Raw genomic sequence first — 21073 nt, 5'->3', positions numbered from 1 at the left:
GTGACGCACGGGCTGACCGGCAAGATCACGGTGAACGGCCACGAGTACGACTCGGTGATGCCGCCGATGGCGCAGCTGAACGACGACGAGGTGGCGAACATCCTGACCTACGTGCTGAACAGCTGGGACAACCCGGGCGGGCAGATCAGCAAGGAAGAGGTGGCCAAGGCTCGGGCCGAAGCTGCGCCTGCGGCAACACCGGAGCACTGAGATGCGTGCACGACTGGCACTGGCCTGGCTCGGTCTGATGCTGGCACTGCCGGCAGCGGCGGCGGACTACGTCGCCTTGCCGGGCGGGACCTTCACCAGCGTGTTGCCGGCCGACGGCAAGGCGGCCGCGGCGCAGGTCGCGCCGTTCCGCCTGCGCACCGAGCCGGTCACGAACGCCGAGTTCCTGGCGTTCGTGCAGACCCATCCGCAATGGCGGCGCGACCGGGTCGCGAAGATCCTCGCCGACCAGCGCTATCTCAGCCACTGGGCCGACGCCGGCGCCCTGGGCGATGCGGCGCTGCCTGAGCAGCCGGTGACCCGGGTCAGCTGGTTCGCCGCGCAGGCGTACTGCGAGAGCGAGCAGGCGCGCCTGCCGAGCTGGTACGAGTGGGAATACGCGGCCGCGGCCGATGCCACCCGCCGCGATGCGCGTGCCGATCCGGCCTGGCGCGAAAGCATCCTGGGCTGGTACTCGCGTCCGTCCAGCAAGGCGCTGCCCGGCATCGGCGGCGCGCCGAACGCCTACGGCGTGCGTGACCTCAACAACCTGGTATGGGAATGGGTGGACGACTTCAATGCGCTGATGGTCGCCAGCGACAGCCGCGAGCAGGGCGACCCGGACCTGCTGAAGTTCTGCGGCGCCGGCGCGATCAGCCTGCAGGAAAAGGAAAACTACGCGGTGCTGATGCGCATCGCGATGTTGTCCGCGCTGAAGGCCGCCGACACCACCAACAACATGGGCTTCCGCTGCGCGAAGCCCGAATGAGGCCGCACCCATGAAACGTCTTCTGCTGATTCTCGCGATGCTCCTGCTGCTCGGCAACGCGAACGCCGCCACCCCGCTGCCCGGCGACTCGGTCTACAACCTGCCGCTGCAGCTGACCGACCAGGACGGCCGCCAGCAGGCGCTGGCCGAGCGGCGCGGCCGCCCGCAGCTGGTGACGATGTTCTACACCTCGTGCCAGATGGTCTGTCCGATGATCATCGACAGCCTGCGGCTGACCCGCAATGCGCTGGACCCGGCTACCCGCGCGCGGATCGACCTGCTCGCGGTGAGCTTCGACCCGGCCAAGGACGACGTGGCCACGCTGAAAAGCTACGCGGAGAAGCGCAAGCTGGACCCGCGCATCTGGACCCTGGCGCGGGCCGAGCCGGCGCAGGTGCGCCAGCTGTCCGGCGTGCTCGGCCTGCAGTACCGGCAGCTTCCCGACGGCGAGTTCAACCACAGCAGCGAACTGATCCTGCTCGACGCCGACGGCCGCATCGCCGCCCGCACCACGCGGATCGGCAAACTCGACCCCGAGTTCGTGGAAGCGATCCGCAAGGTGGTCGCGCAGCCGCAGGGCTGAGGCCGTCTACGGCGGCTTGATCCATATCAGCGCGGCAAGCGCCAGCCGCGCGCAGACTTCCGGGAAAGCTTCGGGAGAATCCGCATGGGCGCCTGGTATCCGTGGATCGTGCTGCTGCACCTGGCGTGCGCCATCGTGTTCGTGGGCGCGGTGACGTTCGAGGTGCTGGTGGTCGAGTCGTTGGGCAAGCATTTCGACGCGGCCACCATGCAGCGCATCGAGCAGGCGATCATGGCGCGGGTGCGCCGGTTCATGCCGGTGGCGGTGATCCTGCTGTTCGTCAGCGGCGGCGTGCTGTTCGACATCCGCTGCGATGGCATCAGCTGCGTCGGTTCGCGCTTCGGCAACCTGCTGTTGCTGAAGGTGCTGCTGGCGTTCGGCGTGCTCGGCGTGTTCGTCAACGCGATGTGGGCGATGCGCAGCGGGAAGATGGACGTCTGCCGCTTCCGGCATACCCATCGCATCGTGCTGGGCCTGATGGTGGGCATCGTCTTCCTGGCCAAGACCATGTTCTACTTGTAGCCATCCATCCAAACACGAGGTGCACGATGTCCCATGTCACGTTCAAGGGCCAGCCGATCAGCGTCGACGGCCAGTTTCCCGCGGTGGGTTCGACCGCGCCGGCATTCAGCCTGGTCGGCGGCGACCTGTCCGACGTGGCGTTGTCCGGCTACGCCGGCAAGCGCAAGGTGCTGAATATCTTCCCCAGCGTCGACACCGGCGTGTGCGCCGCCTCGGTGCGCCGCTTCAACGAACTGGCCGGCAAGCTCGACAACACCGTGGTGCTGTGCATCTCGGCCGACCTGCCGTTCGCGCAGGCGCGCTTCTGCGGCGCCGAGGGACTGGACCGGGTGACCAACCTGTCGCTGATGCGCGGCCGCCAGTTCCTCAACGACTACGGCGTGGCGATCGCCAGCGGCCCGCTGGCCGGGCTGGCCGCACGCGCGGTGCTGGTGCTGGACGGCCACGACAAGGTGGTCCACGCCGAACTGGTCGGCGAAATCGGCCACGAGCCGAACTACGACGCGGCGTTGAAGGCGCTGGGCTGACGACAATCACTGTAGGAGCGCCCCCTGTGCGCGATGGCTCTTCGCCACCTGGCGAAAAGGCATCGCGCACAAGATGCGCCCTACGGCTGGCTGATACCGATGATCGGCACGCCGAACGGCTGCGCCTGCGGGTGCAGGCCGAGACTCAGCTTGAGGCTGCGGCCGATGCGCTCGGCGTATTCCAGCATCAGCGCGGCGCCGGCGTCGTCCAGTTCCTCGGCACAGGTCTCGCGCCACAGCGCGAGCCAGCGGTCGAAGTGCTCGGCGCGGATCGGATGCGGCCGGTGCGCGCCCATCGGGTTGCCGCGATAACTGCCGGCACGCAGTGCCACCGAGGCCCAGAACGAAGTCAGCAGGCGCTTGTGTTCGTCCCAGTCGTGCACGGCCGCATTGAAGATCGGGCCGAGCTGCGGCTCGCGCCGCACCTTCTCGTAGAAACGGTCGACCAGCCTGGCGATGGCCGGTTCGTCCAGGGGTGACGGTGGGTTCATGCGGGACATTGTGGATCCGTATGCGGAACGATGTGCAAGTTCGCCGGCAACAAAAACGCATCCGGCCGCGAGCAGCCGGATGCGTCGCCATGCCGAAAGGCTTACTTGCCCAGGCTCAGCGTGCCCTTCATCAGCGCGGCGTGGCCCGGGAAGGTGCAGAAGTAGGCGTACTGTTCGCCGGCCTTGAGCTTGGCCACGTCGATCGTGGCGGTGTCGGATTCGCCGCCGCCGATCAGCTTGGTGTGCGCGATGATGCGCGCGTCGCCCGGCTTTTCGTAGCTGTTGGCGGCGCCGGCCTTCATGCCGTCGGCGATCACGCCGGACTCGTCGGCGCTGTGGGCCAGCACCCAGTTGTGGCCCATCGCGGTGACCGGCAGCTTGCCGGTGTGCTTCAGGGTGACCTTGAAGGTCTTGCAGGTCTTCGGCACGGTGATGGTTTTCTGGTTGAACTGCATGGCGTCGCTGCCTTCGATGGTGGTCGCGCATTCGGCGGCCATCAGCGGAGTGGAGAGCAGGCCGAGCAGGGCAAGGGCAATCAGTTTGCGCATCATGATGTTGTTCCTTGGGGACGGGTGGAATTCGGGTGAATTCTGCGATGGCGGTGCGCGGCGGGCACTGATCTGGGTCATTGCCGTGCTATCTGCCGTCGTCGACACTCTAGTCATCGCCGGCAGGTGCCGGAAGGAGGCACGATGACGCACGTCGTCACCGAAAACTGCATCAACTGCAAGCACACCGATTGCGTCGAGGTGTGTCCGGTGGACTGCTTCCATGAAGGTCCGAACTTCCTGGTGATCGATCCCGACGAATGCATCGACTGCACGCTGTGCGTGGAGGAATGCCCGGTCGGCGCGATCTTCCCCGAGCTCGAGGTGCCGGCGGGACAGGAAATCTTTCTTTCGATCAATGCCGAGCTGGCGCGCGAGTGGCCGGTGCTGACCAGCAAGATCCCGTCGATGGAAGATGCCGCGAAGTGGGACGGCGTACCGGACAAGCTGCCGCTGCTGAAACGGTAAGCACAAAAAAGCCCGCATCCGCGGGCTTTTTGCTTCATGCGGCCAGGCGGCTTACTTCGCCACCACCCGCACCATCTCCAGGCACTTGTTCGAGTAGCCCCACTCGTTGTCGTACCAGCTGACCAGCTTGATGAAGGTGCCGTCCAGCGCGATGCCGGCGTCGGCGTCGAAGATCGAGGTGCGTGCGTCGCCGCGGAAGTCGGTGGCCACCACCTTTTCCTCGGTGTAGCCGAGGATGCCCTTCAGCGCGCCTTCGCTCTGCGCCTTCATCTCCGCGCAGATTTCCGCGTAGGTGGCATTCTTCTCCAGCTCGACGGTGAGGTCGACCACGGACACGTCCGAGGTCGGCACGCGGAAGCTCATGCCGGTGAGCTTCTTGTTGAGCTCGGGGATCACCACGCCGACGGCCTTGGCGGCGCCGGTGGACGAGGGAATGATGTTCTCCAGGATGCCGCGGCCGCCGCGCCAGTCCTTGTTGCTCGGGCCGTCGACGGTCTTCTGCGTCGCGGTGGCGGCATGCACGGTGGTCATCAGGCCGCGCTTGATGCCCCACTTGTCGTTGAGCACCTTGGCCACCGGCGCCAGGCAGTTGGTGGTGCAGCTGGCGTTGGAGACGATCGCCTCGCCCTTGTAGGTCTTGTCGTTGACGCCGTAGACGAACATCGGCGTGTCGTCCTTCGACGGCGCCGACAGGATCACCTTCTTCGCGCCCGCGTCCAGGTGCTTCTGCGCGGTTTCCTTGGTCAGGAACAGGCCGGTGGATTCGATCACCACGTCGGCGTTCACTTCGTTCCATTTCAGGTTGGCCGGGTCGCGTTCCTGGGTCAGGCGGATGCGCTTGCCGTTGACCACCAGGTGGCCGCCATCGACCTGCACGTCGCCCTCGAAGCGGCCATGCACGGAGTCGTGCTTCAGCATGTAGGCCAGGTAGTCCGGCTCCAGCAGGTCGTTGATCGCCACGATCTCGATGTCGTTGCCGAAATTCTGCACGGCTGCACGCAGCACGTTGCGACCGATGCGGCCAAAGCCGTTGATGCCGACCTTGATGGTCATGAGGGAACGTCCTCCTGAGGGCGATTGGGAATGTTGCGACGATGGATGGCAGCCGCAGGCCGCGGTGCCGGTGTTTCAACCGTGAAATCTTACAATGAAAGCGTCTGGATGGCCCGCGCCCGATTGTCGCTGTGGCAGACTGCGGCCTTTGCGCCGGCGGTCGTCATGTCCCTCTCCAGCCGTTCACTCGCCTTCGTGGCCGTCATGTTCGCGGTCGCGCCGTCGGTCCAGGCCTGGGGACCGCTCGGCCACAGCGTGGTCGCCGAACTGGCGCAGCGGCACCTGAGTCCGGCTGCCGAGGCCGAGCTGGAGCGCCTGCTGGCGCCGGAGCATACGCAGCGGCTGGCCGACGTGGCCAACTGGCCCGACCAGATCCAGGACGACCCGGCGCGCGCGGCGTTGTGGAAGCAGACGCGCGGCCAGCACTACGTCAATTTCCGCGGCGGCAGCGCTTGCGACTACGTGCCGCCGCGCGACTGCCGCGACGGCCGCTGCGTGGTGGCCGGCCTGCAGTATTACGTCGGCGTGCTCGGCGATCGCGGCAAGCCGGACAGCGCGCGCCGCGAGGCGCTGAAGTTCGTGGTGCATTTCGTCGGCGACATCCACCAGCCGCTGCATGCCGGCTACCGCGACGACAAGGGCGGCAATACGTACCAGGTGCAGTTCGACGGCAGGGGCAGCAACCTGCACAAGGTGTGGGACTCGGGGCTGCTGTCCAGCCGCGGGCTCGACTGGCAGGCCTATGCGCAGGCGCTGGATTCGGCGGTGCCGGTGAACCTGCCGGCCCCGATCGCGCCGCTGGACAACCCTTACGCGCAATGGGCGGAGGAGTCCTGCCGGATCACCGCCGGGCCCGGCTTCTATCCGGACGGGCACGAGATCGACCCGGCCTACGTCAGGGCCGAGCTGCCGGTGGCCGAGCTGCGCCTGCGCCAGGCCGGCCGGCGCCTGGCCGCGGTGCTCGACCTCGCGCTGGCGCGATAGCGCCGGAGGCGCTGCCTGCGCGCCAGCGCACATCGACGGCATGCATACGAATGCAGGGTGATGGCGCGCCGCGCGGCATCTGTTAGCCTCGGCACATGAACGAGAACCCTCTGCGCCGCACCAAGATCGTCGCCACCCTGGGCCCCGCCACCGACGTGCCGGGCATGCTCGAACGGATCATCGCCGAAGGCGTCAACGTGGTCCGTCTGAACCTCTCGCATGGACAGCCGGACGATCACCGCGCGCGCGCCAATGCGGTGCGCGCGGCGTCGGCCGCCGCCGGGTGTGAGGTCGGCATCCTGGCCGACCTGCAGGGGCCGAAGATCCGCATCGAGACCTTCGCGAACGGGCCGGTGGAACTGGCCGACGGCGCGTCGTTCGTGCTGGATTGCCGCCCCGACGCGCCGCCCGGCGACGCGACCCGCGTCGGCGTCAGCTACTACGACCTGCCGCGCGACGTGCACGCCGGCGACGTGCTGCTGCTGGACGACGGCCTGGTCGCGCTGAGCGTGCAGGAAGTGGCCGGAGCCGAGGTGCGCTGCAAGGTGCTGATCGGCGGCAAGCTGTCCAACCGCAAGGGGCTCAACCGGCAGGGCGGCGGGCTCTCGGTGACGGCGCTGTCGGACAAGGACAAGGCCGACATCAAGCTGGCTGCCGAGATCGGCGCCGACTTCCTCGCCGTGTCGTTCGTGCGCTCGGCCGAGGACATGCACCAGGCGCGCCGGCTGCTGCACGAGGCCGGCGGCAACGCGGCGCTGGTGGCGAAGATCGAGCGCGCCGACGCGATCCCGGTGCTGGGCGAGATCATCGACGCCTCCGATGTGGTGATGGTGGCGCGCGGCGACCTCGGCGTGGAGATCGGCGACGCCGAGCTGCCCGGCCTGCAGAAGAAGATCATCCGCGAATCGGTGCAGCGCAACCGCGCGGTGATCACCGCCACCCAGATGCTGCAGTCGATGGTGCGCTCGCCGATCCCGACCCGGGCCGAGGTGCTCGACGTGGCGAACGCGGTGATCGACGGCACCGATGCGGTGATGCTGTCGGAGGAAACCGCCGCCGGTGCACACCCGGACAAGGCGGTGGCGGCGATGCGCCGGATCTGCCTCGGCGCCGAGCGCCAGTTCGAGCCGAAGGAAGACTTGACCGGTGACCACCGGCTGGACCGCACCGATCAGGCGATCGCGCTGGCTTCGATGCTGCTGGCCGGCCAGCTCGGCGTGCGCGCGATCGTGGCGCTGACCGAATCCGGCGCCACCGCGCAATGGCTGTCGCGCTATCGCTCGGCGGTGCCGATCTATGCGCTGTCGCCGCTGGCCGACGCGCGCCGGCGCATGCTGCTGCTGCGCGACGTGCAGCCGGTGGCGTTCTCGCACGAAGGCCTGAGTTCCGTGGCCACCACCCGCGCCGCGGTGCAGCAGCTGTTCGCGCAGGGCCGCCTGAGCGAAGGCGACCGCGTGGTGCTCACCCACGGCGACCACGTCGGCCAGGGCGGCGGCACCAACACGCTGAAGCTGCTCTCGGTCGGCGCCGACGGCATGGTCGAAAGCCTGCGCGATCTGTGAGGCTGACGCGTGGCTGTCTGGTCGGCTACGCGTTGACTGGCGCTGGACGACAGCGCGGCTACACTTCGTCTCAGCCATATCCGGCCCAGGAGAACGCCATGAAATCCATGTTTCGCCCGTTGCGTCAGGGTCTGCTGCTGGCACTGGCGCTGGCCTTCGCCGCGCCGGTGCTGGCGCAGGTGCGCAAGATCGACCAGCAGGACCTGTACCGCTACTGGATCCTGCTCAATACGCAGGTGAAGATGGATGTGCCCAACAGCGGGCTGAACCTGGACAAGCCCGGCTGCGCGGCGGTGACCTATACGGTCGGCTCCGACGGCGTGCCGATGAACGTGCAGGTGGTCAAGGTGGCGCCGAAGAGCGATCTCGGCCCGGCGGCGCGCAGCGCGGTCTCCAATTTCCGCTACGGCCCGTCGTTGACCAACCGCATCGGCGAGCCGGTCGCCACCTATTACATCGTGCCGTTCAATGCGCCCAAGGACCCGGTCCAGCGCCAGCAGCTGCTGGACCAGTGCAAGCTGCCCGGCTACGCCCCCTGAGCGGCCGGCCGGCCGCGGGGCTGGCACGTGCGGCCGCCAATCTGGCCTATAATCGACGTTTTGAACCGTGCCGCTTCGGCCCCGAGGCGGCTTCAACCATGTGCGGGTGGGCATGCCCCTGCACCACGGAGTCGTCATGAGTATTGAAGATCTCGAAAGCATCGCCCTGGCGATGGTCGCGCCCGGCAAGGGCATCATCGCCATCGACGAGTCGACCAACACCATCAAGAAGCGCTTCGAGGCCGTCGGCATCGAGAACACCGAGGAAAATCGTCGCGCCTACCGCGAGCTGCTGCTGACCACGCCGGGCCTGAACGAGCACATCTCCGGCGCGATCCTGTACGACGAGACGATCCGCCAGTCGACGAAAGACGGCGTGCCGTTCACCCAGGTCATGAAGAAGGCCGGCATCATTCCCGGCATCAAGGTCGACAAGGGGCCGCAGCCGCTGGCCGGTTTCCCCGGCGACGTGGTCACCGAGGGCCTCGACGGCCTGCGCGAGCGCCTGCAGGAATACGCGAAGCTGGGCGCCCAGTTCGCCAAGTGGCGCGCGGTGATCAACATCTCCGAGGAAAACCCCAGCTCCACCGCGATCGAGGCGAACTGCCACGTGCTGGCCCGTTACGCCGCGCTGTGCCAGGAAGCCGGCCTGGTGCCGATGGTCGAGCCCGAAGTGATCATGGACGGCGACCACAGCATCGAGGTCAGCTACGAAGTGCACGAGGCCGTGCTGCGCAGCCTGTTCAACGCGCTGTACGAGCAGAACGTGATGCTGGAAGGCACCATCCTGAAGGTCAGCATGGTCATCCCGGGCAAGGACTGCGACGAGCAGGCCGATGTCGAGGAAGTCGCCGAAGCCACCGTGCGCGTGCTGAAGTCCACCGTGCCGGCCTCGCTGCCGGGCATCGTGTTCCTCTCCGGCGGGCAGACCGACGAGCAGTCCACCGCCCACCTCAACGCGATGAACCGCATGGGCCCGCACCCGTGGCCGCTGTCGTTCTCCTACGGCCGCGCCATGCAGCAGGCGGCGTTGAAGCTGTGGTCGAAGGACATGAAGGCGAACTACGCCGATGCGCAGAAGACCGTGCACGCCCGCGCGCGCGACAACGGCCTGGCCGCGCTGGGGCAGTGGAACGGCTGAGGGTCGAGTTCCTGCGGTCATCCCTGATCGCGAGAATCGAACGGGCAGCCATCCATGGCTGCGCTCCTCAAAAAAACGGGCACCGTGAGGTGCCCGTTTCTTTTCATCCTTGTGCAAGCAGAGGGATCAGAAGCGGTATTCCGCGCTGACCGAGACCATGTCGGTGCTCAGGTTCACCCGGTCCTTCTTCGCGTCGTAGTAGTCGTAGTTCAGGCCGAGGCTGACGTTGTTGCTGAAGTCGTAGCCCACACCGGCGCCGGCGTACCAGCTGGTGTCATCCAGGCCCTTGCGGACCGGATTGGCGTCGTTGCTGAGGCCGTGGCCCTTCCAGCCGTAAATGCCGGTGCGCGCGCTGACGTACCAGTTCGGGCTGACGTTGAAGTGGCCGTTCACGCCGGCGGTCCAGCCGTGCAGCTGCGACTTGCCGCGGTCGACGACCGGCTGGCTGTTGAAGATGTTCTTCGGATGGATGTTGCCCAGGTCGTTGTAGCCCACCTCGGCGCCCAGCGCGACCGACGGGTTCAGCGCCCAGCGGTAGCCGCCGTTGATGCCGTAGCCGGTGTCATGGTCGTCGTACGGGCCATGGTTGAGCGAGGTCTGGCCGACATTGCCATTGATGAACCAACCGCCATTCTGGGTCGGCGCGCTCTGCGCAAACACGGCGGGAACGGCCAGCAGGCCGGCGGAAGTGAAGGCGAGGGCGAGCAGGGTCTTTTTCATTTTCATGGGAAATTTCTCCGGTTGTTGTCATGGCAGTCGGCCCAGAGGGGGAGTGGCCGCTGCTGAAAGTGCGCTGCCCAATCAGGCGGCGACACTTGAACACTTAGATGGGACGCTGGCCGAAAGATTCAATACCGACAAGTTCAGTATTAAGCCAGCGTTAATCCGGACGGGACGGCGAGGAAACATCCACCATCCCGCCGTACCCGGGGTCAGAAGCGATATTCGGCCGTCAGCGACGCCGTATCGGTGGACAGGCTGATGCCGTCCTTCTTGGCGTGGTAGTAGTCGTACGCCAGACCAAGGCCGAAGTGGCTGTTGATGTCGTAGCCCACGCCGGCACCGGCGTAGTAGTCGACCTTGTCCAGATGATGCCGGTTGATGTCCTGGTTGGCATAACCGTGACCCTGCCAGCCATACACGCCGGTGCGCCCGCTGACATACAGGCCCTGCCAGACATTGATCTTGCCATTCACGCCGGCGGTCCAGCCGCGCAGCGCGTTGCGCTGATCCTTCAGATTGACCGGATTGTCGTTGAACGTATTCTTCAGCTTGAAGTTGCCGAGGTCGTTGTAGCCGACATCCACGCCGAGCCCGAGATCCTCGCCGACTTTCCAGCGGTAGCCGCCGTTGATGGCATAGGTTGTCGGGTGGTCGTTGTACGGGCCCTTGTTCACATGGGCCTGACCCACGCTGCCGTCGATGAACCAGTTGCCGCTGCCGATGGCCTGGCCCGGCTGGTAATTGCCGGTGGTCGGGGCGGTGCCGTCGTTGATCGCCGGAGCGGGCGTGCTGTCCTGCGCCAGGGCGGGCAGGGTGCACAAGGCGGCGGATGCCATGGCGAGGGCAATGAGCGTCTTTTTCATGGGGGAACTCCTCTTCTATGGAACCGGGCCGCGGGTCGTGGGGACGACGCGCGCGGTCGGGCAGCGCCTGGGGATGGTTCTGCGGGGCGTAGTGATAGCGGGGCGATGCTGAAGCTCGCTGAACCGTATGGCCTGGGGTTAAGCGGTTATTAATCCCGCTGCCACGAGCGACAGCCGGAGGGCATATCGGCGACAATGGGCGCTTTTGCACCCTCCGGAGACTGCCCGATGACCACCCGCCGCGAACTCGCCAATGCCGTGCGAGCCCTTGCCATGGACGCCGTGGAAGCGGCCAAATCCGGTCATCCGGGCATGCCGATGGGCATGGCCGACATCGCCGAAGTGCTGTGGAACGATTTCCTGCACTTCAATCCGGCCAACCCCAAGTGGTTCAACCGCGACCGCTTCGTGCTGTCCAACGGTCACGGCTCGATGCTGCAGTACGCGCTGCTGCACCTGGCCGGCTTCGACCTGCCGATGGATCAGCTGAAGCGCTTCCGCCAGCTGCATTCGAAGACCGCCGGCCATCCGGAAGCCAGCGAAACCCCGGGAGTGGAAACCACCACCGGTCCGCTCGGCCAGGGCCTGGCCAATGCGGTCGGCTTCGCGCTGGCGGAGAAGGTGCTGGCGGCGCATTTCAACCGTCCGGGCCACGACGTGGTCGATCACCACACCTACGTCTTCCTCGGCGACGGCTGCCTGATGGAAGGCATCTCGCACGAAGTCGCCTCGCTGGCCGGCACCTGGCAGCTCGGCAAACTGGTGGCGATCTACGACGACAACGGCATCTCGATCGACGGCGAAGTGCACGGCTGGTTCACCGACGACACCCCGGTGCGCTTCGAGGCGTACGGCTGGAACGTGATCCGCGGCGTCGACGGGCATGATGCCGAGGCCGTGAAGGAGGCGATCGCCGCGGCCACCGCGCAGAACGACAAGCCCACCCTGATCTGCGCCAGGACCATCATCGGCTTTGGCGCCCCGAACAAGCAGGGCAAGGAAGAGAGCCACGGCGCCGCGCTGGGCAAGGACGAGATCGCCGCCGCCCGTGCGCAGTTGGGCTGGCAGCATGCTCCGTTCGAGATTCCCGCCGAGATCTACGCCGGTTGGGATCACAAGGCCAGGGGTGTCGCCGCCGAGCAGGCCTGGAACGACGCGTTCGCGAAGTACGCTGCCGCGCATCCGGAACTGGCCGCCGAGTTCAAGCGCCGCCTCGCCGGCGAACTGCCGGCCGACTGGGCCGAGAAATCGCAGGCGTACATCGCCAAGCTGCAGGCGGAAGGTCCGGAAGTGGCCTCGCGCAAGGCCTCGCAGATGAGCCTGGACGCGTTCGGCCCGCTACTGCCGGAGTTGATCGGCGGCTCGGCGGATCTGGCCGGCTCCAACCTTACCAAGTGGAAGGGCAGCCTCGACGCCGCCACCGGCAACAGCGCCGACGGCAAGGGCAACTACGTCTACTACGGCGTGCGCGAGTTCGGCATGACCGCGATCGCGAATGGTCTTGCGCTGCACGGCGGTTTCATTCCGTACGACGCCACCTTCCTGGTGTTCTCCGACTACGCGCGTAATGCGGTGCGCATGAGCGCGCTGATCCCGGCGCACGCGATCCACGTCTACACGCACGACTCGATCGGCCTGGGCGAGGACGGCCCGACCCACCAGCCGGTCGAGCACATGGCGTCCCTGCGCTACATCCCGAACAACCACCTGTGGCGTCCGTGCGACGCGGTGGAATCGGCGGTGTCGTGGAAGGCGGCGATCGAGCGCAAGGGCGCGCCGTCGTGCCTGGTCTTCTCGCGGCAGAACCTCAAGCACCAACAGCGCACGGCGCAGCAGGTGGCCGACATCCTGCGCGGCGGTTACGTGCTGTCCGATCCGCTGGACACGAAGTTCCAGGCGATCCTGATCGCCACCGGTTCGGAAGTGGAGCTGGCGATGGAAGCCGCGCGCGCGCTGGCGCAGCAGGGCGTGGCCGTGCGCGTGGTGTCGATGCCGTGCACCGAGGCGTTCGACGCGCAGCCGCTGGAATACCGCGAAGGCGTGCTGCCGCTCTGGTGCCGCGCACGGGTGGCGGTGGAAGCGGCGACCGCCGACTTCTGGCGCAAGTACGTGGGCCTGGACGGCGAAGTGGTCGGCATGACCACGTTCGGCGCCTCGGCTCCCGCGCCGCAGCTGTTCGAGCATTTCGGTTTCACCGTCGCCCACGTGGTCGACGCGGTGAAGCGCGTCGTGCGCTAGGCGCGAGTCCCTTCAGCCACAAAAAAGCCGCGGCACGCCGCGGCTTTTTTGTGCACCGGCAAACTCAGGCGAGCAGCAGCCGGGCCAGTTCGTCCGGCGTCGCCGCAATGGCATGAGCCCCGGCCTGCTCCAGTTCCGCGCGGCCGCCGAAACCCCACAGCACGCCGAAGCCACGCACCCGGTTGGCGACCGCGCCGTCGATGTCGAAGTGGCGGTCGCCGATCATCACCGTGTCCGCCGGATCGGCATCGAAGTCCGTCAGCGCCTCGGCGATCATCGTGGCCTTCTCGCTGTGCGCGCTGTCCGGATGCGGGCCGTACAGGCGCAGGAACGCATCGCCGAACGGCAGGTGGGCGATGATCGGCGCGGCGTGGCGGTGCGGCTTGCTGGTGACCACGGCGAGCTGGTGGCCGGCGCCGCGCAGCCGCTCGATCAGCAACTCGATGCCCGGATAGATCTCGTGTTCGCGCCAGCCCAGCGTGTCGAAGCGCTCGTGGTAGTACGCCACCGCGCTCTCGATGCGATCGGCGTCGTGATCCAGCAGCGGCGCAAAGCTGTGCCGCAGCGGCGGCCCGATCCAGCGGCGCAGCTCGGCATGCGCCGGCGCCGGCACGTCCAGCCGCGCCAGCGCATGCTTTACGCAGGCGGTAATGCCATGCTCGGAATCGATCAGGGTGCCGTCGAGGTCGAACAGGCAGAGCATTACTTCGCGGCCCGCGCCTTCAACGCGGTGACCGCCGGCAGTTCCTTGCCTTCGAGGAATTCCAGGAACGCGCCGCCGCCGGTGGAGATGTAGGAGACCTGGTCGGCGATGCCGTACTTGTCGACCGCGGCCAGGGTGTCGCCGCCGCCGGCGATCGAGAAAGCGTTCGACGCGGCGATCGCCCGCGCCAGCGTCTCGGTGCCCTTGCCGAACGCGTCGAACTCGAACACCCCAACCGGGCCGTTCCACACCACCGTGCCGGCCTTGGCGATCAGCGCGGCATAGAGTTCGGCGGTCTGCGGACCGATGTCGAGGATCATCTCGTCCTCGCTTACCTGGTCGACCGGCTTCACCGTGGCCGGGGCTTGCGCGGAGAACGCCGGCGCCACCACCACGTCGACCGGCATCGGCACTTCGGCGCCGCGGCGTTTCGCGTCGGCCAGCACCTTCTTCGCGGCGTCGATCAGATCCGGCTCGTACAGCGAATTGCCGACCGAGTGGCCCATCGCGGCGATGAAGGTGTTGGCGATGCCGCCGCCCACGATCAGCTGGTCGACCTTGCCGATCAGGTTGTCCAGCAGGGTCAGCTTGGTCGACACCTTGGAGCCGGCGACGATCGCCAGCAGCGGATGCGCCGGGTGCTCCAGCGCCTTGCCCAGGGCGTCGAGTTCGGCGCTCAGCAGCGGGCCGGCCGCGGCGACCGGGGCGTACTTGATCGCGCCGTGGGTGGAGGCCTGGGCGCGGTGCGCGGTGCCGAACGCGTCCATCACGAAGATGTCGCACAGCGCGGCATATTTCTTCGCCAGCGTGTCGTCGTCCTTGCCTTCGCCGGCGTTCATGCGGCAGTTTTCCAGCAATACCACTTCGCCCGCGGCGACCTCCACGCCGTTGACCAGGTAGTCGGCCACCAGCCGCACCGGCTGGTCCAGCTTGCTGCTCAGCCACAACGCCACCGGCGCCAGCGAGGATTCGGCGTCGAACTGGCCTTCCTTCGGCCGGCCCAGATGCGACATCACCATCACTTTCGCGCCGGCGTCGCGGGCGGCCCGGATCGTGGGCAGGGCGGCGTCGAGGCGCTGGGTCGAGGTGATCTGGCCGCGGTCGTCGATCGGCACGTTCAGGTCTTCGCGGATCAGCACGCGCTGGTCGCGCAAATCGAGGTCGTTCATGCGGATGACTGACACGGCGGAACTCCGGTAGTGGGTCGGGAACGGCCCGGGTGGGCGGTAACCGCTTATTGTCCGGTCCGCCGGGTACCGATGCAAACGCCATGGGCCGGGGTGCGCATTGCGGCGCGCCATGTGCCCGGTCCACACTGTGGCAAACTGCGGTTGTCCGTCAGGGGGGATGGCTCATGGCTAACGGGTTGGTGCTCTACGGCTACTGGCGTTCCAGTGCCGCGTATCGCGTGCGCATCGCGCTGAATCTGAAGGGCTTGAGTTACGAGACGCGGCCGGTGCACCTGGTGCGCGACGGCGGCGAGCAGCATGCGCCGGACTATCGCGTGCTCAATCCCCAGGAGCTGGTGCCTTGCCTGTGCGACGGCGACCGGGTGATCACCCAGTCGCTGGCGATCATGGAATACCTCGACGAGATGCACCCGGAACTGGAGACTGCCCTGCTGCCGGTCGATGCGCGCGGGCGCGCCCAGGTGCGCGCGCTGGCGATGGCGGTGACCTGCGATATCCATCCGCTGGGCAACCTGCGCGTCCTGCAGCAGCTCGAGGCGCAGTTCGGCGCCAGCGAAGAACAGCGCGCGGAGTGGTCGCGGCACTGGATCGGCGCGGGCTTCCAGGCCATCGAGGTGATGCTGGGCGACAACGTGGCGACCGGCCGTTATTGCCACGGCGAAACGCCGAGCATGGCCGATGCCTGCCTGATACCGCAGGTGTACAACGCGCTGCGCTGCAAGCTGCCGATGGACGACTACCCGACCATCTCGCGCATCTACCGGTCCTGCAACGAACTGGAAGCGTTCCAGCGCGCGGCACCGGAAGTGCAGCCGGACGCTCCTTGAGCCGGGATTCGGGATTCGGGATTCGGGATTCGGGATTCGGGATTCGGGATTCGGGATTCGGGATTCGGGATTCGGTAGAGCGTAACTCCAGGACACCCTTCCACCGCTTGCGGGGGAAGGTGCCGAAGGCGGATGGGGGCGGTTTGACGAATCCCCAATCCCGAATCCCGGCCTTTAAAACCCCATCCCGTACGGGTCGTTGCCGACCAGCTCCTCGTCGCTGGAGCCGCCTTCGGCGAGGCGAATCTTCAGTGCCAGGCCGTCGCGCGAGTCGGACTTGTTGAGCGCTTCCTCCAGCTCCACGCGGCCGTCCTTGTACAGCCGGTACAGCGACTGGTCGAAGGTCTGCATGCCTTCCTGCAGGCTGCGGTCCATCGCTTCCTTGATCTCGTGGATCTGGCCGCGGCGGATCATGTCGCGGATCAGCGGGGTGTTCAGCAGCACCTCGGCGGCCGGGATGCGGCGGCCGTCCTTGCCGATCACCAGGCGCTGGCTGATCACCGCGCGCAGGTTCAGCGCCAGGTTCATCAGCACGTTCTTGTGCGCCGATTCGGGGAAGAAGTTGAGGATGCGTTCCAGCGTCTGGTCGGCGTTGTTGGAATGCAGCGTGGCCAGGCACAGGTGGCCGGTCTCGGAGAACGAGATCGCCGCCTCCATCGTGTCGGTATCGCGGATCTCGCCGATCATGATCACGTCTGGCGCCTCGCGCATCGCGTTCTTCAGCGCCTCGTGGTAGCTGTGCGTGTCCAGCCCCACCTCGCGCTGGTTGACGATCGACTTCTTGTGCCGGTGCAGGTACTCGATCGGGTCCTCGATGGTGAGAATGTGCCCGGACGAGTTGGTGTTGCGCTGGTCGATCATCGCCGCCAGCGTGGTCGACTTGCCCGAACCGGTGGCGCCGACCACCAGGATCAGGCCGCGCGGCTCCATGATCAGGTCGCGGAAGATGCCGGGCAGCTGCAGCTGGTCGATGCTGGGGATCTCGCTCTTGATCGCGCGGATCACCATGCCCACTTCGCCGCGCTGCTTGAACACGTTGATGCGGAAACGGCCGGCTTCCTTCACTGCCAGCGCCATGTTCAGCTCCAGGTCGCGTTCGAACTGCGGAACCTGGCCCTCGTCCATCAACGAATAGGCGATCTTCTTGACCATGCCGCCGGGCAGGCCGGTATTGCCCAACGGATACAACTTGCCCTCGACCTTGATATTCACCGGGGCGCCGGTGGACAGGAACATGTCCGACGCGCCCTTGTCTACCATAAGCTTGAGGAAGTAACCGATGTCCACGAATGACCCCTGTTTGCGAAATGCGCGTTGCAATGATGGATTATGCCCGCCCACAATACGCTGCGACATACCATGAGGAATGTGATGTACATCTTTTCCCCGCCGGCCGGATCCCCGCGCCGCATCCGCACGGCCATGGCCATCCTGGTGCTGGCCCTGACGCTGACCGGCTGCGCCTCGGTACCCCCGCCGAATGACTCGATGAACCAGGCGCAGAACCAGCTGCAGATGGCCCGCGATGCAGGCGCGGCGGACTATGCGCCGGTCGACCTGGGCTTTGCGCAGGACAAGTTCCAGCAGGCGCAGACGGCGATGGCCGAACGCAAGTACGCCGACGCGGCGAGCCTGGCCGAGGAGTCGCGGGCCGATGCCGAACTGGCCCAGGCCAAGGCCCGCCTGGGCGCGGCGCGCGCACAGATCCAGAGCAAGGTGCAGGAAAACACCCGCTTGCGTCAGGAGGGCGAACAGGCCGCGGCAGCCGCCCAGACGCAGGACACGGCCCCGGCGCAACCCTCGTCCAGCGCACCGCCGACCGAGGACATGCCGGCGCCGCCGTCGTCGGTCCTGTCCGCGCCGCCGGCCGACGGTTTCCAGACCGTGCCCGACACCGTCCAGCAACCTGCCGCGAACGCCCAGGGAGGCCAGCCATGAAGCGCTCCACTGCCATTCTTGCCGCGATCGCGCTGGCACTGGCCGGCTTCGGCACGGCGCACGCCCGGCAGGACGACATCGACATCAGCCGCCTGACCGGCAGCCTCAACCAGCTTGCCAACGATCCCGGCATGGGCAATTACGCGCAGGCCGAACAGGCGCGCGCCCGCGACGCGATCAACCGGCTGGCCCAGGCCAGTTCGCGCGAGCGGCCGCATGCGCTGTACCTGGCCGAACGCCGGGTCGACCTGGCCAAGACCGCCGCGCAATTGCAGGACGCCCAGATCAAGCTGACCCAGCTCGATCGCGAGCACGACCAGATCCTGCTCGAGAACAGCCGGCGCGATGCGGAACTGGCGCGGCGCGAGCTGGAACGCCAGCGCCTGCAATACCAGCTGGCGCAGGAAGAGTCTGCCCGGCTGCAGGCGCAGGGGCTGGAGTACTCGCAGGCCGCCGAGCAGGCGCGTGCCGAAGCCGATCGCGCGAAAAAGCTGGCGGCGGCGCAGAGCAAGGTGGCCAGGGCCGCCCGTCGCCAGGCCGAGCTGGCCGCCCAGGCAGCCAAGGCGATGCGTTCGCAGATGGAAGACGCCGACAAGCCCGCCAAGGCGACCCCGGACACGTCGAAACAGCATCCCTGAGGCACGCCCGACAGGGCGCCTCGCGCGCCCTGCCGACCTTTCGGGCCGGGTTCGTCCAGGCTACCCGTGGCCAAATGTAAAATACTGTTTTTACAGCCTTTTCACGAGAGCCTCCCAAGTTTCGCGAAGGGTTCTCGAAAGGCTTGCAGCCCCCTGGCCGGGGGAGTAGGGTCGAAGTCCCACGAGGCATCCAGGCCGCGTGGGCCACTGACCCGAATCATGCGCTTATCCCATGTTTCCATGAGTCACCCGCTTCCCGGTATGCCGGCGCGGGTCGTGGGTGCGTGCATGCATTCAACGTCTGCGGATGCTTCCTGTCGCATCCGCACGTCAACTCGCGAGGAGGTCGGATCATGTTTGAAAACCAGCAGCGTGACGATGTCGAGGCATTGATGAAGGCCGATGCCGAATTCCGGCGGCTCTACCAGCACCACCGGGAACTCGACAGCAAGGTGCACGACGCCGATATCGGCGTACTGCCCATCGACGACGTCACTCTCGCCAGCATGAAGAAGGAGAAATTGCTGGCCAAGGCGCGACTCGAGCGCATGTGGACGGATCGGGCGCATCTGATCCACTGATACCGCTGTTTCACGTGAACGCGGCCCCGGGCCTTTCCCTGCGTATCGGGAAGGGCGCCGGGGCCGCCGCGTTTGCGGCGACCGGCCGGGCCGACCGGTTATCATGGCGATCCTGCAGCGGCGGTATCGCCCGAAGCTGCTCCCGAAGCGACGGAGCCCCCATGACGGTCCACCAGAGTGTCCTCGAACTGATCGGACGTACCCCGATGGTGCGCGCGCAGCGCCTGGATACCGGGCCGTGCGGGCTGTTCCTCAAGCTCGAGAGCGCCAACCCCGGCGGTTCGATCAAGGACCGCATCGGCCTGTCGATGATCGAAGGCGCAGAGAAGGACGGCCGCATCCGCCCTGGCGACATCCTGGTCGAAGGGACCGCCGGCAACACCGGCCTGGGCCTGGCCCTGGTCGCGCAGCAGAAAGGCTACCGCCTGATCCTGGTGGTGCCGGACAAGATGAGCCGCGAGAAGATCTTCAACCTCAAGGCGATGGGCGCCGAGGTCGTGCTGACCCGCTCCGACGTGGCCAAGGGCCACCCCGAGTACTACCAGGACATGGCCGAGCGGATCGCGCGCGAAACGCCCGGCGCCTACTTCATCAACCAGTTCGGCAACCCCGACAACCCGGCCGCGCACATCGCCACCACCGGGCCGGAAATCCTCGAACAGATGGACGGGCAGGTCGACGCGGTCGTGGTCGGCTGCGGCTCGTCCGGCACGCTGAGCGGCCTGTCGAAGTTCTTCGCCGAACACTCCCCGCAGACCGAACTGGTACTGGCCGACCCGGTCGGCTCGATCCTCGCGCAGTACATCAACGAGGGCACGCTCTCGACCAAGTCCGCCAGCTGGATGGTCGAAGGCATCGGCGAGGATTTCCTGCCAAGCATCAGCGACTTCACCCGGGTGAAGAAGGCCTACGCGATCTCCGACAAGGAAAGCTTCCTCACCGCGCGCGAACTGCTGGCGAAGGAAGGCATCCTGGGCGGCTCGTCCACCGGCACCCTGGTCGCCGCGGCGCTGCGCTACTGCCGCGAACAGACCGCGCCGAAGCGCGTGGTGACCCTGGTCTGCGACACCGGCAACAAGTACCTGTCCAAGCTGTACAACGACTACTGGATGCTCGACAACGGCTTCATCGAGCGCGAGCAGCACGGCGACCTGCGCGACCTGCTGCTGCGCCCGTTCGCCCAGCGCGACACCGTGGTGGTCGGCCCGAACGAACTGCTGATCACCGCGTACAACCGCATGAAGCTGTACGACGTGTCGCAGCTGCCGGTGATGGACGGGCGCAAACTGGTCGGCATCGTCGACGAGTCCGACGTGCTGATCCACGTGCACGTCGACGGCGCGCGCTTCCGCGACCCGGTGTCGACCGCGATGATGACCAATCTGCAGAAGCTCGACGTGCGTTCGCCGGTCGAATCGCTGCTGCCGGTATTCGAGCGCGGCCACGTCGCGATCGTGGTCGACGGCGACGACTTCCTCGGCCTGATCACCCGCATCGACCTGCTCAACTGGCTGCGCCGCAAGGTGGACTGAGCGGTTTGCCCGCCGCTGCGCCGTTCCGGCGCAGCAAAAATTCATGCAGCCCCGTCAAAATGGCCGTTCGTGCGGAGCCGGGGCTTCGCATCCATCAAGGGAAGTTCTGTCGATGTGTGGAATCGTTGCTGCCGTCGCCCAGCGGGATGTCGCGCCGCTGCTGATCGCCGGCCTGAAGGCGCTGGAATACCGCGGCTACGACTCGGCCGGCCTGGCCGTGCTGGACGGCGGCCAGGTCCGCCGCGTGCGCGCCAAGGGCAAGGTGCGCGAGATGGAGGCGCTGTACCTGGCCGACCCGCTGCCCGGCGGCACCGGCATCGCGCATACCCGCTGGGCCACGCACGGCGTGCCGAACGAGGCGAACGCGCACCCGCACATCGCCGGCCGCGTGGCCATCGTGCACAACGGCATCATCGAGAACCACGCCCGCCTGCGCGCCGAGCTGC

General features: G+C 66.9%; 23 protein-coding genes and 2 pseudogenes. 17 read left to right on the top strand and 8 right to left on the bottom strand.

What is annotated here, in order from left to right; all coding sequences use genetic code 11:
- The 5 genes and pseudogenes from KK131_RS17575 to tpx form a co-directional block, all read left to right on the top strand.
- Positions 1–210 (top strand): annotated as a pseudogene (locus KK131_RS17575) (cytochrome c); the annotation flags it as partial.
- A gap of 1 nt (position 211) precedes the next feature.
- Positions 212–976: a formylglycine-generating enzyme family protein gene (locus KK131_RS17570; RefSeq protein WP_214558170.1), complete on the top strand. Its 765-nt coding sequence runs from the start codon at positions 212–214 to the stop codon at positions 974–976.
- Between the two features lie 10 nt (positions 977–986).
- Positions 987–1559 (top strand): SCO family protein, encoded by a 573-nt coding sequence (locus KK131_RS17565; protein ID WP_214558169.1) that lies wholly within the window; start codon positions 987–989, stop codon positions 1557–1559.
- An 84-nt stretch (positions 1560–1643) separates the two neighbouring features.
- Positions 1644–2081 (top strand): hypothetical protein, encoded by a 438-nt coding sequence (locus KK131_RS17560; protein WP_214558168.1) that lies wholly within the window; start codon positions 1644–1646, stop codon positions 2079–2081.
- 26 nt (positions 2082–2107) lie between these two features.
- A complete protein-coding gene (tpx, locus tag KK131_RS17555) occupies positions 2108–2608 on the top strand; it encodes a thiol peroxidase (RefSeq protein WP_214558167.1) in 501 nt (166 codons plus the stop codon).
- 80 nt (positions 2609–2688) lie between these two features.
- Here the strand turns inward: tpx and KK131_RS17550 are convergent, their stop codons facing one another.
- Positions 2689–3099: a group III truncated hemoglobin gene (locus KK131_RS17550; RefSeq protein WP_214558166.1), complete on the bottom strand. Its 411-nt coding sequence runs from the start codon at positions 3097–3099 to the stop codon at positions 2689–2691.
- Positions 3100–3200: 101 nt separating this feature from the next.
- Positions 3201–3647 carry an azurin gene (azu, locus tag KK131_RS17545; RefSeq protein ID WP_214558173.1) on the bottom strand — a complete coding sequence of 149 codons (447 nt, stop codon included), beginning with the start codon at positions 3645–3647 and terminating at the stop codon, positions 3201–3203.
- Positions 3648–3791: 144 nt separating this feature from the next.
- Here azu and fdxA point away from each other — a divergent pair, with 144 nt between their 5' ends.
- Positions 3792–4115 (top strand): ferredoxin FdxA, encoded by a 324-nt coding sequence (fdxA, locus tag KK131_RS17540; RefSeq protein ID WP_214558165.1) that lies wholly within the window; start codon positions 3792–3794, stop codon positions 4113–4115.
- A 51-nt stretch (positions 4116–4166) separates the two neighbouring features.
- Here the strand turns inward: fdxA and gap are convergent, their stop codons facing one another.
- Positions 4167–5168, bottom strand: coding sequence for a type I glyceraldehyde-3-phosphate dehydrogenase (gene gap, locus KK131_RS17535; RefSeq protein WP_214558164.1), 1002 nt, complete (start codon positions 5166–5168; stop codon positions 4167–4169).
- 165 nt (positions 5169–5333) lie between these two features.
- Between gap and KK131_RS17530 the strand changes: the two genes are divergently transcribed.
- The 4 genes from KK131_RS17530 (at position 5334) to KK131_RS17515 (ending at position 9394) form a co-directional block, all read left to right on the top strand.
- Positions 5334–6152 (top strand): S1/P1 nuclease, encoded by an 819-nt coding sequence (locus KK131_RS17530; protein WP_214558163.1) that lies wholly within the window; start codon positions 5334–5336, stop codon positions 6150–6152.
- Positions 6153–6247: 95 nt separating this feature from the next.
- Entirely contained in the window at positions 6248–7714 is a 1467-nt protein-coding gene (pyk, locus tag KK131_RS17525) for a pyruvate kinase (protein ID WP_214558162.1), read from the top strand.
- A 98-nt stretch (positions 7715–7812) separates the two neighbouring features.
- Positions 7813–8253 (top strand): energy transducer TonB, encoded by a 441-nt coding sequence (locus tag KK131_RS17520; RefSeq protein WP_214558161.1) that lies wholly within the window; start codon positions 7813–7815, stop codon positions 8251–8253.
- Positions 8254–8389: 136 nt separating this feature from the next.
- The gene (locus KK131_RS17515; protein WP_214558160.1) at positions 8390–9394 is read left to right on the top strand and encodes a class I fructose-bisphosphate aldolase; all 1005 of its coding nucleotides are present in this window, start codon (positions 8390–8392) and stop codon (positions 9392–9394) included.
- 126 nt (positions 9395–9520) lie between these two features.
- Here KK131_RS17515 and KK131_RS17510 read toward each other — a convergent pair whose 3' ends face one another.
- Entirely contained in the window at positions 9521–10120 is a 600-nt protein-coding gene (locus tag KK131_RS17510) for a porin family protein (protein WP_214558159.1), read from the bottom strand.
- 206 nt (positions 10121–10326) lie between these two features.
- Positions 10327–10980: an outer membrane beta-barrel protein gene (locus KK131_RS17505; RefSeq protein WP_214558158.1), complete on the bottom strand. Its 654-nt coding sequence runs from the start codon at positions 10978–10980 to the stop codon at positions 10327–10329.
- A gap of 228 nt (positions 10981–11208) precedes the next feature.
- On the opposite strand from KK131_RS17505, the gene tkt reads away from it, so the two are divergent.
- Positions 11209–13218, top strand: a complete 2010-nt coding sequence (tkt, locus tag KK131_RS17500) for a transketolase (RefSeq protein WP_214558157.1) — start codon at positions 11209–11211, stop codon at positions 13216–13218.
- A gap of 64 nt (positions 13219–13282) precedes the next feature.
- Here tkt and KK131_RS17495 read toward each other — a convergent pair whose 3' ends face one another.
- On the bottom strand, positions 13283–13921 hold the full coding sequence (locus tag KK131_RS17495) for an HAD hydrolase-like protein (RefSeq protein ID WP_214558156.1): 639 nt from the start codon (positions 13919–13921) through the stop codon (positions 13283–13285).
- Entirely contained in the window at positions 13921–15105 is a 1185-nt protein-coding gene (locus KK131_RS17490) for a phosphoglycerate kinase (RefSeq protein ID WP_214558155.1), read from the bottom strand. Before KK131_RS17490 ends, KK131_RS17495 begins: the two co-directional genes overlap by 1 nt.
- 170 nt (positions 15106–15275) lie before the next feature.
- On the opposite strand from KK131_RS17490, the gene maiA reads away from it, so the two are divergent.
- A complete protein-coding gene (gene maiA / locus KK131_RS17485; RefSeq protein WP_214558154.1) occupies positions 15276–15938 on the top strand; it encodes a maleylacetoacetate isomerase in 663 nt (220 codons plus the stop codon).
- 174 nt (positions 15939–16112) lie between these two features.
- Here maiA and KK131_RS17480 read toward each other — a convergent pair whose 3' ends face one another.
- Complete coding sequence (locus tag KK131_RS17480; RefSeq protein ID WP_345777278.1) at positions 16113–17225, bottom strand: PilT/PilU family type 4a pilus ATPase; 1113 nt, start codon at positions 17223–17225, stop codon at positions 16113–16115.
- 84 nt (positions 17226–17309) lie between these two features.
- Between KK131_RS17480 and KK131_RS17475 the strand changes: the two genes are divergently transcribed.
- The 5 genes and pseudogenes from KK131_RS17475 to KK131_RS17455 all read left to right on the top strand — a co-directional run.
- On the top strand, positions 17310–17876 hold the full coding sequence (locus KK131_RS17475) for a DUF4398 domain-containing protein (protein ID WP_214558153.1): 567 nt from the start codon (positions 17310–17312) through the stop codon (positions 17874–17876).
- Positions 17873–18514, top strand: coding sequence for a hypothetical protein (locus tag KK131_RS17470; RefSeq protein WP_214558152.1), 642 nt, complete (start codon positions 17873–17875; stop codon positions 18512–18514). Before KK131_RS17475 ends, KK131_RS17470 begins: the two co-directional genes overlap by 4 nt.
- Positions 18515–18867: 353 nt before the next feature.
- The gene (locus KK131_RS17465; RefSeq protein WP_027492953.1) at positions 18868–19095 is read left to right on the top strand and encodes a YdcH family protein; all 228 of its coding nucleotides are present in this window, start codon (positions 18868–18870) and stop codon (positions 19093–19095) included.
- 161 nt (positions 19096–19256) lie between these two features.
- Positions 19257–20627: a pyridoxal-phosphate dependent enzyme gene (locus KK131_RS17460; protein ID WP_214558151.1), complete on the top strand. Its 1371-nt coding sequence runs from the start codon at positions 19257–19259 to the stop codon at positions 20625–20627.
- Positions 20628–20739: 112 nt separating this feature from the next.
- Positions 20740–21073: pseudogene (locus KK131_RS17455) on the top strand (glutamine--fructose-6-phosphate aminotransferase); the annotation flags it as partial.

The sequence above is a fragment of the Rhodanobacter sp. LX-99 genome (assembly GCF_018599185.1).
Lineage (GTDB): Bacteria > Pseudomonadota > Gammaproteobacteria > Xanthomonadales > Rhodanobacteraceae > Rhodanobacter.
The sequence above is the reverse complement of the archived record's forward strand: the minus strand, read 5'-3'. Positions and strand labels throughout refer to the sequence as shown.